This window comes from Pirellulales bacterium (genome assembly GCA_035939775.1).
In the GTDB taxonomy this organism is placed as follows: Bacteria; Planctomycetota; Planctomycetia; order Pirellulales; family DATAWG01; genus DASZFO01.
Window position 1 is genome coordinate 1 of record DASZFO010000179.1, and the last position, 13,250, is coordinate 13,250.

Annotated in this window: 7 protein-coding genes and 1 other RNA gene; 6 read left to right on the forward strand and 2 right to left on the reverse strand. The window is 60.8% G+C overall.

Going from position 1 to position 13,250, the window contains the following annotated elements; genetic code table 11:
• The first annotated feature begins 218 nt into the window (after positions 1 to 218).
• Entirely contained in the window at positions 219 to 1,475 is a 1,257-nt protein-coding gene (locus VGY55_11645) for an FAD-dependent oxidoreductase (GenBank protein HEV2970614.1), read from the forward strand.
• A gap of 104 nt (positions 1,476 to 1,579) precedes the next feature.
• Here VGY55_11645 and VGY55_11650 read toward each other — a convergent pair whose 3' ends face one another.
• Entirely contained in the window at positions 1,580 to 4,990 is a 3,411-nt protein-coding gene (locus tag VGY55_11650; protein HEV2970615.1) for a beta-L-arabinofuranosidase domain-containing protein, read from the reverse strand.
• Between the two features lie 307 nt (positions 4,991 to 5,297).
• On the opposite strand from VGY55_11650, the gene VGY55_11655 reads away from it, so the two are divergent.
• Complete coding sequence (locus VGY55_11655; GenBank protein HEV2970616.1) at positions 5,298 to 7,661, forward strand: glycoside hydrolase family 95 protein; 2,364 nt, start codon at positions 5,298 to 5,300, stop codon at positions 7,659 to 7,661.
• A gap of 178 nt (positions 7,662 to 7,839) precedes the next feature.
• Entirely contained in the window at positions 7,840 to 9,876 is a 2,037-nt protein-coding gene (locus VGY55_11660; protein ID HEV2970617.1) for a PQQ-dependent sugar dehydrogenase, read from the forward strand.
• Between the two features lie 30 nt (positions 9,877 to 9,906).
• On the opposite strand, the gene VGY55_11665 is transcribed toward VGY55_11660, so the two are convergent.
• A complete protein-coding gene (locus VGY55_11665) occupies positions 9,907 to 11,400 on the reverse strand; it encodes a CehA/McbA family metallohydrolase (protein HEV2970618.1) in 1,494 nt (497 codons plus the stop codon).
• Positions 11,401 to 11,642: 242 nt separating this feature from the next.
• Between VGY55_11665 and VGY55_11670 the strand changes: the two genes are divergently transcribed.
• The 3 genes from VGY55_11670 to rnpB form a co-directional block, all read left to right on the forward strand.
• Complete coding sequence (locus VGY55_11670) at positions 11,643 to 12,317, forward strand: metal-dependent transcriptional regulator (protein ID HEV2970619.1); 675 nt, start codon at positions 11,643 to 11,645, stop codon at positions 12,315 to 12,317.
• Positions 12,318 to 12,487: 170 nt separating this feature from the next.
• On the forward strand, positions 12,488 to 12,862 hold the full coding sequence (locus VGY55_11675) for a hypothetical protein (GenBank protein HEV2970620.1): 375 nt from the start codon (positions 12,488 to 12,490) through the stop codon (positions 12,860 to 12,862).
• Between the two features lie 53 nt (positions 12,863 to 12,915).
• Positions 12,916 to 13,250: RNase P RNA component class A (gene rnpB, locus VGY55_11680), an RNA gene on the forward strand; the annotation flags it as partial.

Here is a 13,250-nt window from a genome sequence, read left to right on the forward strand (position 1 = left end):
CGGCCCGCTCCGCTCCGGCTCGCTGGCGCTCGCCTCCGCTGCGCAGGCCGTCCCACGGCGGTGACAATTTCATTCTCCGTCGTACCCACGGGTACGTCGATCACTCGCGCCGAAGAAACATACAAGGGTTCCGTCCGCCGCGGCGGACCGCGCCCTGGGCTGTGCTCCATCGGCCATTCAGGCCGCCGGATTTGTCATGCGCTCATAGGCATCAGTTCATGAGTCGTGCCCAAGACCGAGTGGTCGTCGTTGGCGGCGGGGTCGTTGGCGCGGCATGCGCTTATTATCTTCGCCAACGGGGGCGGGCGGTCACGCTGATCGATCAAGGCGCCTTTGGCCGCGGCTGTTCGCACGGCAATTGCGGATATGTCTCTCCCAGCCACACTCTGCCGCTGGCCGGTCCGGGCGCGTTATGGCGGACCCTGAAGACATTGTTCTCTCGCAACTCGCCGGTCAAGGTGAGGTGGCGGTTCGATCCGGCGATGTGGAGCTGGTTTTGGCAGTTTGCCAAGAGGTGCAACCAACGCGACATGATCCAGTCGGGACACGCGATTCAGTCGCTCCTTAATTCGTCGCGCTTGCTCTACGACGAGTTGCTGGAGGAAACGCTCACGGATGTCGAATGGGAACCATCGGGCTTGCTCTTTGTCTTTCGATCCCAACGGGGGATGGATCACTATGCCGAGACCGACCTCTTGCTGCGCGGCGAATTCAACCTCGGCGCGACGCGCTACGACGGCCCGGACCTGCTCGAACTCGAACCGGCGCTCTTGCCCGGCAACGCCGGCGCCTGGCGCTATGAGACCGACGGTTGCCTGCGCTCGGACAAACTGATGCTGGCCTGGCGGCGCGCGCTCGAACGACAAGGAGTCGAGATTCGCGAGCAATGCGAGCTGCGCGAGTTCGTTGCCGACGGCCGGCTCGTCCGCCGGTTGATCACGAGCGGCAGCGAACTCGACGCCGACCAAATCATTGTCGCCACGGGCGCCTGGACTCCTCGGCTCCGTCGCTTGCTCGGTTGCACCATCCCCATTCAGCCTGGCAAGGGCTACTCGATCACCATGCCGCGCCCGGCGCTCTGCCCTCGATTCCCGATGATTTTCGAAGAGCATCGCGTCGCCATCACGCCGCTTATGTACACCTACCGCATCGGATCGACGATGGAGTTCGCCGGGTACGACGGCAGCTTGAATCCGGCTCGTTTGCGCCTCTTGCGTGACGGCGCGGCGCTCTATCTTCGCGAACCGCACGCCGAACCCGTGCTGGAATCTTGGTATGGATGGCGTCCCATGACGCCTGACAGCCTGCCACTGATCGGCCGCGCCCCGGCACTTGAGAATGTGTTTGTCGCCGCCGGCCACGGCATGTTGGGCGTGTCGATGTCGCCAGCGACGGGGCGACTCATCGCGGAACTCGTCTCCGGCGAAACACCCCACATCGATCCGCAACCCTATGCCGTCGGACGCAAACTTTAGAGCGGCTAAAAAATCCGGCTGAGAGAAGGGGACAGTTCCCGTTTTGCTCCGGGGACTGCGCAAAAGGGGGACAGTCCCCGCCGGATTTGTTAGGCGCTCTTTGTTCACGGTCCGTCCTTCAGCCATTCGGCGTGAATGTCGTAGTCCCAGTGCGGATAGTAGAGGTTCTTGCCGTCAATTTCGACTTCGCCACGTTGGAAGTCTAGCGTCTCGCTGCGGAGGGATTGCTTCGGCGGAACCAGGTCGCGGCCGTAGTCGCGATTGACGATCAGGCGATAGGAATCGAGGTGGCCGAAGTAGAACTCGCGAATGGCTGGATCGTCGCTGTCCTGCAAGCCATATGGCGGACGGTTGGCATCGCACGGAAGCCAGCCCCAGGGGGCAACGTAAAACTCAGCCCAATCGTGCATGTCTAGGCCGACGCGCTCGGTCGCCCAGCCGCTTTGCCATCTGGCCGGAATCCCCGCGGCGCGGCAGAGGGTGATGAAGAGCATGGCATGGACGCCGCAATCGCCTTTGTAGCTCGCCAGGGCCTTGGTCGAGAGGCTTGGCATTGTCGAGTATTCCTCTTCCGCGCAATAGGCGATTTTGTTGCTAACGAAATGGAAGATTCGCCGCGCCTTGGCCAGCGGGTTGGTTTCGTTGTCGACAATCCGGGCGACCGTCTCGCGCACCTCCGGCGTGAACCGGATGTGCGGCGGCCGCTCGCCAAGATCCCCCTCCGAGTAGTCAGCGGGAAGCGGCACGGCCTTCGCGTCGTCGAGGACTGGATAGTACGCGCTCGACGTGAACTCGAAGACTTCCTCGAACGTCATGGGCTCAGGCGGTTCATGCACGCGCTCTTCGAAGTACAGCGTCCGCTGCGCCGCTCCAGCGGTTGGCGGATTGCCATTCGAGGATTCGGCCAGCAGACCATACTTCGGAGAGGAGCGAACTAACTTTACATCCTTCTGCTGACGATACTCCTGTGGAAACGGCAGCCAGACGCGGACCACCGCCCCCGGCTTGAAGCCGGGAGCGCTGGCCGGCACCGTCAGGCTGTACGTGATCCGCTGCCTGATCGGCACGACCTCAGGTCCGGTTCCGTCCTTGGTCGCAGCGATCACGCGGGCCAGGTGATCTTCCAGCCGCCAAGCGGGCTTTTTGTCTGCCGCGGGCGTCCGGCGACGAATTGCCTCATCGCAAAAACGGAACAGGTTGGCAGGCTCACGATTGAAGTACCAGACTCGCCCGTCGATCGTGCGGGATTGCAATTGGCCCGCCTTGCGCCACCGCTCCAAGTCCTCGGCAGTGACGTCTGGGATCGACTGTTTCAGCTTCGCGAGCATCGCATCGGCGTCAGTTGTGTACGCGACGCGAATCCGCTCGATCACCTCCCGCAACACGTCGCTGGCGCGCGCATCGGCCGGATGTCCGGAGTCCAAAAGCTTGGTCGCCTTGGCGAACTCGCCAGAATCCACGAACTGGCGAGCCTGAGCGATCAACGGATCTTGCGATGTGAACGCGACCGGTGCGCCCGACGGCTGGGTTAAGAGGCTCCAGGCGTGTGTACCGCCGCCGTCGCCGACCGTTGGGAAGGCGGCGATCCGCAGCCGAGCAGCGCCCATCGGAATCAGCGAGATCGTCTCGATCGGCTCTTTGGATTGGGCGGGGCTGGCTTGCAGCGGCTGGATCAAGCCGTTCGGATCTTGCTGCCACTGGGGAATCCGGCGACCTTTGGCCTTGATGCGCACGGGCGCGGCGTCCGCCGTAAAAGGTTGCCGTGCGATTGGCCCGGCGTTGCGAACTACCTCGAACGACTTGGAAGGATCCTGATCGTCAAGCACCAGTCCATAGTTCCACGGGGTCGCGGCAAAAACTTCCTGTTCCGGCCACTGGTCGCTGCCACCGTAGCGCGACCAACGCTCGCCGATTGCCAGCGAGAAGGTCAGCGGGCCGTAATCGACCGACACGCTGTCGTGGTTTTTCGGCCATTTGCGCACGCCGACCTTCATCGGCAACTGCAAGCGGACCAGGTCACCGTCCCGCCACGTCCGATTGATCGCGATATATGAATCCGGCTGGGCGTCGATCGGTTTCGGTTCGGCATTGATCCCAACGGCGGGCTTGCCGCACCAACCCGGAACGCGGAGATAAAGCGGAAAACGAACGGGCTTTGTCGCCGCGATCTTCAGTTGAATCGCGTCGGAGAATGGATAGTCGCTCTCCTCGACCACTTTCACCTCGGCGCCGTCCGCAACCTTCGCAGTCACCTCAGATGCCGCGTAAAGCGACGCGCATAGCCCGCCGTCGCTGCTGGCCAACCACAACTCTTCCGCGTAATAGGGCCAGCCGTGCGACACATTGTGCTGGCAGCAGCGATAGACCTCAAGCGGGCTGTACGAGAACATGGTCCCGCCGTTTTCGATGCCCGGGCTCTTGTTCCCCTTGTCGAGCTGCACCATGTTCGGCGAGGTAAGATAGTGCAGGGCCTTGAGGTCGGGGGTTTGTGCGGCCGGGAGCGAATTGAAGGCCACGTCTTCGCAGCGATCCGACCAGCGCGGGTCGCCCGATATCTTCGTGAGCATCTCGAAGCTGTGCATGAACTCGACCATGGAGCAGGTTTCAAAACCTTGCCTCGGGTCGCCGAAACCGGGGCGGCAGTTCTCGTCGGCCCCGTACCCGCCGCCGGGCACCTGTCCGTAGAGATCCATCACAGCGCGATAATTCCGCTCGGCGGCGGCAAGAAACTTGGAGTCCTTCGCCTGCTGGTAGAAAACGCCCGGTTCGCGAAAGCCTTGAGCGATGTTCACACCATGCCAGTTGATCACGCCGCTCGCCCAATCGGCAGTGCGACGATGGATTTTATCCGCCAGATCGAGCAGCCACGGGTCGCCCGTGCGGGTGTAGAGCCAGTAAACGCTTTCCAGATTGTCGCCGCCACGAATCTTTGGCCAGTAGCCGACAAGGAAGTCCTTCTCCGGGCAAGCCAACTCCCAACGGAAATACTTGGTCATGAACGGCAGCACGCGCGGATCGTTCGAGTATTCGTAATACGACTGGACCACGTTGAGCATCGGCATGTTCGGCCACAGATCGGCCTTGCCGTCAAGCGACGTCAGCAACGACCGTGGGCCAAACCATCCGTCGTCGCGCTGGCTGGTCAGCACCGCTTCGATCCAGCGTCGAGCCTCGTCGATGATCGCTTGGTCCCTGAGCACGTAACCGAGATCACCATATCCTTTGAGCCAATACGGCAATTCCTCCCATCCGCTGTGTCCATGCCCTTCCGTATCGGTCCAGGCATTCTTTTCGAAGCGACACCAGGGAGAGATCTCAGTTAAATGGCCGGTTAACCCCCGAGCCTCAAGTTCAAGCTGACCGCGCAGCCAGCCGCGCGGTACGATACTGCCGATCGGCAGTTTGATGAGCCGGCTCGGCTCAAGCGGCTCGCGACTGGAGGTGTAGAGATTCGTATCTCCCGGCGCGATTTGCTTTACGATCCGGATTTCATCGGAAAGGGGGTCGTCCGACATGGCACGGATCCCAACGTTCGGCGTTTGGGCGACGAGCGAGAAAAGCGCGACGATTAAATGGGCTCGCCAACTCGACGCGGCGATGCGTTTAGCGTAAGCATTCATAATGATCCTGCGGCAAGTTTCCGCTATGCGACAGGCCTCAATGTAATCTGGTTCGGCGGCCATGTCACGCCGATCGAGTATCATTGGGGGAAACTAACTCGACGCAGTTTCCGCGAAATCGGCTGTGCGGCGAGTACGTCGTAGAAACCAAATAACGCGACTCTGTGAATCATAAGTCTTCTTTATCCGAGAGGTCATACCAATGAGAGCAAGGCGTTTCATGGGGGCGATTCTCTTGTTCCTCCCGGTCGTGTCCACGCTCGCGGCCGAGCCTGCACTGCACGAGCCGGCCAAGGCCTCCGGTGACATGGTGCTCTGGTATCGCCAACCCGGGGAAAAATGGTTGGAAGCGATGCCAATGGGTAACGGCATCCTGGGGGCGATGGTCTTCGGCGGCATCCAGCAGGAACGAATCGCGCTCAACGAGGGCACGTTCTGGTCCGGCCGACCCCACGACTACGACAACCCTGAAGCGGGCCAGTATTTTCCAAAAATCCGCGACCTGGTCTTTGCCGGCAAGTTTCAGGAAGCCGAGCAGATGGCCGATCAGCACTTCTTCGGAATTCCCGCGGCTCAGCAGGCCTATCAGCCGCTTGGCGATCTCCAGCTCTCATTCCAAGGCATCGAAAACGTCGACGAGTATCGCCGCGAGTTGGACATGGAAACCGGCGTCGCCAAGATTAGCTATCGCGCCGGAGGCGCCTTGTTCACACGTGAAACATTTGTTTCTTACCCCGATCGCGTCTTGGTTGTGCACATCACCTGCGACAAGCCCGGCCGCGTCGATGTCCAAGCAAACTTCAATAGCCGCTACCTGGACAAGGTAACCTCACGCCCCGGCAAAATGGCGATGGATGGAATCTGGAAGGGACCAATACCTGAGAAGAACCCGCTGATCGCGCCGGTCGAGGGGACGGGCTTGCGATTCCAAGCCGCGCTGCTGGCATTTCCCGACGGTGGAAAATCGCGATCGACGGACAACGGTCTGCAATTTCAGGGCGCAAATGCCATGACGTTTGTCGTGGCGGCCGCGACTAGCTTCCGGAACTATCACGACATCGGCGCCGATCCTGCGCAGGCCTGCGAGACGATTCTCACCGCCGCGGCCGGCAAGGATTACGCGACCCTGCGCCGTCGGCACTTGGAGGACTTCGCCAATCTGATGGGCCGAGTTCACCTCAACGTCGGCGACAAGTCGATGAACGAGAAGCCCATCGACGAGCGTCTCCAGGCGAATCGTGCGAGCAAACGAGACGTGAACCTGGAAGCTCTATGCTTCCAATTCGGCCGCTACCTCCTCGTCTCCAGCAGCCGCGCCGGCGGACAGCCAGCCAATCTCCAGGGAATTTGGAATGAGTCGGTCTCGCCCTCCTGGGGCAGCAAATACACCATCAATATCAACACCGAGATGAATTATTGGCCGACCGAGATCTGCAATCTATCTGAGTGCCATCAGCCGCTGTTCGACATGCTCAAGGACATCTCGGTCACCGGAGCAAAAACCGCCAAGGTCTACTACGGCTGCGGCGGCTGGGTGACGCATCACAACATCGACCTTTGGCGAGGCACAGCCCCCGTCGATGCGGCCCGATTCGGCATGTGGCCCGTGGGGGGCGCTTGGCTCTGCCAGGACTTGTGGGAGCATTTTGCGTTCACCGGCGATCGAGCGTTCCTCCAGGAATACTATCCCATCCTGAGAGGCGCGGCCCAGTTCCTGCTCGACGTGATGGTGGAGGACCCCAAGCACCACTGGTTGGTCACGCCGTTTTCGATGTCTCCCGAGCACGGCTACTTCGATGGCGAGGGGAAAATGGCCTATCTCTCCCCTTCCCCAACGATGGACATCGCGATTATCCGCGAGCTGTTTCCCCATTGCATCGCGGCCAGCAAGCTTCTTGGCGTCGACGAGGACTTCCGCGGCAAGCTCGAAGCCGCCCTCAAGAAGCTGCCTCCTTACCAGATCAACCGCCTGGGCCATCTTCAAGAATGGATCGAGGACTGGCGGGCTGGAAATCAAGGCCACAACTGCTCGCCGAACTTCACGATCTATCCCGGCAGCTCCATAACGCTGCGTGGCACACCGGAACTTGCGGCCGCGATCCAGAAATGGATGGACACGCGTCGCCCCCGCGGCGGGTTTCCCTCCGCCTGGTATATCTCCGTATGGGCACGGTTGGAGCGTGGAGACAAGGTTGCCGATTTCATTTCGGCCTTTGTGGCAAATTCGCCGGCTCCCAACTTGCACAATAAAGGCGCCAACCAATCCGATGCCAGTTTCGGCTTTACCGCCGGCGTCGCCGAAGCGCTGCTTCAAAGCCACGCTGGTGAGATCGGCTTGCTGCCCGCGCTTCCCGACGGCTGGAGCGACGGCTCGGTCTCGGGTCTGAGGGCGCGCGGCGGGTTCGAGGTAAGCCTGCAATGGAAGGCAGGGAAGTTGGTTTCCACAGAAATCCGCAGCAACGACGGGGGAGCCTGCAAGGTGCGGTACGGAGGAAAGACGGTGGCATTGCAGTTCAAACCTGGTCAGGCTGTGCGATTGAACGCCGACTTGGTCAACGTGAACTAGAGGTGGCTAGCGCCCCCTGCAAGCAAATTGAATTCGCACATCGGAGTGGCTATCTTGCAAGTCGCGCTGGATCGAGGCATCATCAAGCTGCCAGGCAGCTTGATAGCCCCCGGCAAAGCCCGATTGACCGAGGCAGCCTGCACGCTCCACCGCCAACCGTTCACGCCGAGATCCACAAATGAAAACTCTCTGGTTGTTCCTTATCGTCGCGGTCCTGATCCCCAAATTCCTGGCAGCCGCCGAGGACCTGCCCCAGCCTGTTTTGGTGGGCTTGAAGAATCCGTCCGCGGCGGCGGTCAGCGGCGGTGGCAAGATCTACGTCGCTGTCAAAGCCACGAGCGACGAGGACGTCAAGGGTGCGATCGTGCTCATCGAGAACGACAAGGCGGTCCCCTTTGCTGAGGGCTTGAATGAGATCCGGGCATTGGCAGCCCATCAAAAGTGGTTCTTCGCCGCCGAGCGGCAACGCATTCAGCGGATTGACGGCAACGGCAAGGCCGACGTCTACGTGGAGACGAAGGCCTTTCCGATTGAGCCTCGATCGCTCGGCGCGCTGGTCGTGGACCCGCAAAGCGGCATCATTTATGTCTGCGACGCCGGCGACGGACAAGGCAAGGGCGCTGCGATCTACCGAATTTCTCCGCAACGGCAAGTGAGTCTTGTTCTCGACGCAAAGAAACTTTCATCGCTCCAGACGCCGAGCGGGTTGGTGATGGATGGCGCATCGCATCTCATTCTTCTCGACGCAGGCTCGGGGGATTTACACCGCATCAAATTGGCCGATAGCTCGACGGAAAGGCTCGCCCAGGGACTCGCGGGATGCGAAGGATTGGTCTGGGACCGATTCGGCCGGCTTGTCATCGGCGATCCGAAAGCACGTCGGCTGCTGATTATCCCGCGGCCCGGCGATAATCCCATCCCGATGGTGAGCGGGATCGCGACAGGGTCCGGGATGTGCTTAAGTCCAACGGGAAAACAAGTCCTGGTTCCTGACCCAGAGACCGGGACGTTGACTGGTGTGCCGATTGTCGTTCCAGGCGCCGACCTCGACCAGCGGCCGCTGGCCATCGAAACTGAACTTGCTTTCCCCGACCTGCAATGGACCGGTTGGACGGGAGTCACCGACAACGGAAAGCCCAATCCACTTCGGCCCATACTCCTGACAAACGCCGGCGATGGCAGCGACCGAGTTTTCGTCCCCACTCAACAAGGCGTCGTCCATGTCTTCCCCAATGACCAGACGGCAAAGCGAACCAAGATCTTTCTCGACCTGAGTGATCGGGTCGTTTTCAACGAGCAAACCCAGGATGAAGGATTCCTGGGGCTTGCGTTCCATCCCAATTTCAAGCAGAACGGCGAGTTCTTCGTCTTCTACACCACCAAGAAGGCCAAGCTCACCAACGTCCTGTCGAGATTCAAGGTGAGCAAGGACGACCCCACGCGCGCCGATCCAAATTCAGAAGAAGAACTGATACGTTTCGTGAAACCGTCTTGGAACCATGATGGCGGCACGGTCTGTTTCGGTCCAGATGGTTATCTTTACGTCACTCACGGTGACGGCGGGTTTCAAATGGATCCCTACGACAACGGACAGAATCTGCAATCGTTGATGTCCAAAGTCCTTCGAATCGACGTAGATCACCGGGACGATGGCAAGAACTATGCGATTCCCAAAGACAACCCGTTCGTCGGTCGCTCGGATGCCCGCCCGGAAATCTGGGCCTATGGGTTTCGCTGCATCTGGCGCATGGCATTCGACAATGCGACCGGTGCGCTCTGGGCGGCCGATGTCGGCCAGGACCTCTACGAGGAAATCGACTTAATCCAGCGTGGCGGCAATTTCGGTTGGAATCGTCGCGAAGGTCTGCACCCTTTTGGCCCGAAGGGTAAAGGAGCGAGTAAAGAGTTTATCGACCCGATCTGGGAATATCGCCATGACGCGGGAGTGTGCATTATCGGCGGCTGCGTCTATCGTGGAAAACGTCTGCCGGAACTGCAAGGTTACTACGTCTATGCCGACTATTCGAACGGCAAGCTCTTTGCGCTCCGCTACGATCCTAAATTGGGTCGAGTGGTCGAGAACCGCACGATCAAGGACCGCCGCAGGGCCACTTGGTCATTTGGCGAAGACGAACGGGGCGAGGTGTACTTGCTCAGCGCGGCTCCGGATGGGCGGGGAATCTTTCGCTACGCGACGGAGAGCGGTGATAAATGACGTGCGCCGGCAGCCGAAATCCAAACCCGTCTAATCCGCATTCGCTCGTGTCAGCAGCCCCTGCCAATAGTCGCGCGCCTTGCGGAGTTCGGCGAGCGTCGCGTCGCGACGACCGGGATCGTCGATCTTCACTTGCTTCTCGCGCTCGTCAAGCCAATCCAGGAAGAACTGGACGGAGCTGCGACTGATTCGTGGCTCGTCGCCGATCTCGACGTAATACGGCGCGGTCATCGCGAAGCGGTAGGTCTTGGAATTGTCGGCGACCGCTCGCACGAGGAACCATCCGCTCCTGTCGAAGACGACGTGCGGCAGCTTGCCCCCGGCCTTCTGCAAATCGTCGATCCGAACTTCGTGGACGACTCGGCCATCTTGGACGATTTCCACGTAGCTGATCCTGTCGCGGGTCGAGAGCGTCAGGCCGATTTCGAGATCGACCTTCCCGCCGGCCGCGGCCTTGAACACGTGCCCGGGCGGCTCGCCTTCGACCGTCGGGCGGAGCAGCGGGCCGTTGGTGATGAAAACTTTCCCCGCTCGCAGGCCGGCCCACCAGTTCTTATAGCTGAACTGCTCGCCGCAATAAACGTAAACGCGATTGTAACCGGCCGGATTGGGCGAAGCGCCCGAGCCGCTGCCGGCGGTCGGCGGAAGGCGCAAACCGCAATTGAGCAATTGGAAGTAGACCTTTTGCGACCAGCGGCCGATCCCTAGCGGCGGCGGGAATTGCTGCTTGTCGCGCGGCCGCTCGCCGGGCATGGCAGGGACGAGAGCGGGACCAGGATCGCGGATGAATTCGCGGTCGTTCACTTCGACCGAGTCGATCCGCCCCAGTGCGACCCAGATCGGCAAGTCCCACGCCGAGGCCGAGCGCACGTCGATCCATGCGCCTTCCTGTTGCCGCACATCGGACTCGCGGTCAAGCGGCGAATCAGGCGGCAGCGTTTTCAAATCGAGCGGTCTGGCCAAATTGAGATACGCCAAAAGGCCGCCCGGCGTAAGTTCTTCGCCGCCGAGCAAATGGTAATAGCGATTGCCATCGGTCTCGACGAGCGGATTGGCCGGCAGCGCGCGCTTCGACCATTCCGTTTTGGAGTTCGAGAAGGTCGTCAGCGGCGCGACGTGCAAGTCTTCCGCTTGCATCAAGAGCGGCAGGTCTTTGTCGGGACGTTGGATGTCGAGGTCCCCGGACCACCAGCCTTCCTTGGCCATGTTGCAGAAGCGATGCAGCTCGATTTGTTTAGAGTCGTCGGCGAAATGCTCGATCCGGAAGTGCCCCGTCATGTCGAGATACTCAAGCCCGCGTTCCATGACAAATGTGTAATTGCCGATCGGCAGCTTGAGCAGCACCTTGCCGGAGAAATCGAAATGATCTCCCCAAGCGACCGTGCCGGGGATTCTGACCGGCCGGCCGTTGGCGTTCTGCAAATGAATGCGGCAGGCGATCGGCTGGCCGGTCTCCTTATCGACGGCGCTCAAGAGCAACTGGCCGTCGGCGGCAGTCGCGGGTCGCGGCGCCGCGAGGAGCATCGCTGCCGCGGCGAGACATAGTATAAGCGGTAAAAATGAGGTGCCGGATTTTGGATTTTCGATTTTGGATTTTGGATTTGAGATTGAAGACGTTTGCATAAAATGAACTGCATTGCCGAAGAGTTTTCCTGCCTATACTAACTTTAGCTCGCCATTCGCGCGATCCGCTGTTCCCCGGCGAGGTAATGACGGACCAACGGCCCTGAAATCCAAAATCCAAAATCGCAAATCCCGAATCTCCCATGCCCAGCCTGACCGTCGAAAACTACGTCAAGACGATCCACGAAATCTGCGCGAATGAGCAGAAGGCGCCAGCGACGACCGGACAACTCGCCGCCGCGCTTGGCGTCTCGCCGGGCACGGTCACGAGCATGCTCAAGACTCTGAGCGAGAGCAATCTGGTTTCGTATACTCCCTATGAAGGAGTGCGGCTCACGAAGGCCGGCAACGCGCTCGCCCTGCGCGTGCTCCGCCGCCATCGGCTCATCGAGCTGTTTCTGGTCCGCACGCTGAATCTCAACTGGGATGAGGTCCACGACGAGGCGGAGCACATGGAGCACGCCGTGAGCGACCTATTGGTCGATCGGATCGACGCGTACCTCGGCCATCCGGAGGTCGATCCGCACGGCGACCCGATTCCCAAGGCCGACGGATCGCTCCCCAACCCGTCGTATCGTCCGCTGGCCGATTGCCGCGAAGGGGATGAATTCCGACTGGTGCGCGTGATTGATCAATCTCCGGATTTCCTGCGGTTCCTCACTGCCTCCGGACTGCCGCTGGGAGTTGAAGGGCGCGTTTCCGCCAATCACGTTGAAGCAGGCCTCGTGGTCATACGCGTCGCCGGCCAAACCATCCACCTGGGTCGCTCGGCGGCGGAGAAGATCCTGGTCTCGTCCGCAGGACAGGACTCGTCCTGACCGCTGAGCCTCACGCGCGGTATTGTTAAATCAGGTGCCACCGTGTTTACTTCGCTACTTTTAGTCGCCATGAGTGCCGTCGCTGTCGAATCGCTGAAACCCGGGGATCACACGCAAACCGTCACAGTCGGCAAATTGGAACGCGCGAGCCTTGCCATCCGACGAGGCCCGTGTCGGTGATGCACTTTCATGGCACGTCCGACGAGTTTCTTCCGATCGGCGGTGGACGCGGAGCGAAGAGCTTGAGCGGTACCGATTTCATTTCGGTCGAGCACTCAATCCGAGCCTGGATCAAGGCCGACGGTTGCCCTGAAGTGCCCTCCGTCGCCAAGTTGCCCGATACTGCCCACGACGGCACAAGCGTGACCCGCAAGACCTACGGCCCCGGCAGAGTTGGCGCTGAGGTGGTCCTGTTCGTGATCGAAGGGGGCGGACACACTTGGCCCGGCCGTACGCCGCGGATCAAATACCTCGGCAAATCGACGACGAACATATCGGCCAACGACCTGATGTGGGAGTTCTTCGAGAAGCATGCCATGAAGTGAACCTTCGAGCGCTTCTCTCTGCGGCTCCGGCAACCTATTCTGGTAGTGGATTCGGAGTGGGCCGGATGGCCGCCGGCGGCGTGGTGATGAGCCGCACCGCGGGAGGAAAGTCCGGGCTCCGCAGGACACGGTGGTGGGTAACGCCCACCGGCCGCAAGGCTAGGGAAAGTGCAACAGAAAGCAAACCGCCCCTCGGCTCGCGCCGCGGGGTAAGGGTGAAACGGCGAGGTAAAAGCTCACCAGCAGTCCGGGTGACCGGTCTGGCTAGGCAAACCCCACCGGGAGCAAGGCCAAACAGGGAGCAACCGCCGGCGCGCGAGCGCCAGCGGGCGGACCGGTCCGGTCCGCTATCGACTTCCGGGTAGGCCGCTCGAGACGCCGAGCAATC

Bases quoted from the DNA above. Each gene is read 5' to 3' on its own strand.
- VGY55_11645 (HEV2970614.1), top strand. From the start codon at position 219: ATGAGTCGTGCCCAAGACCGAGTGGTCGTCGTTGGCGGCGGGGTCGTT.
- VGY55_11650 (HEV2970615.1), bottom strand. From the start codon at position 4,990: ATGTCGGACGACCCCCTTTCCGATGAAATCCGGATCGTAAAGCAAATC.
- VGY55_11655 (HEV2970616.1), top strand. From the start codon at position 5,298: ATGAGAGCAAGGCGTTTCATGGGGGCGATTCTCTTGTTCCTCCCGGTC.
- VGY55_11660 (HEV2970617.1), top strand. From the start codon at position 7,840: ATGAAAACTCTCTGGTTGTTCCTTATCGTCGCGGTCCTGATCCCCAAA.
- VGY55_11665 (HEV2970618.1), bottom strand. From the start codon at position 11,400: ATGCTCCTCGCGGCGCCGCGACCCGCGACTGCCGCCGACGGCCAGTTG.
- VGY55_11670 (HEV2970619.1), top strand. From the start codon at position 11,643: ATGCCCAGCCTGACCGTCGAAAACTACGTCAAGACGATCCACGAAATC.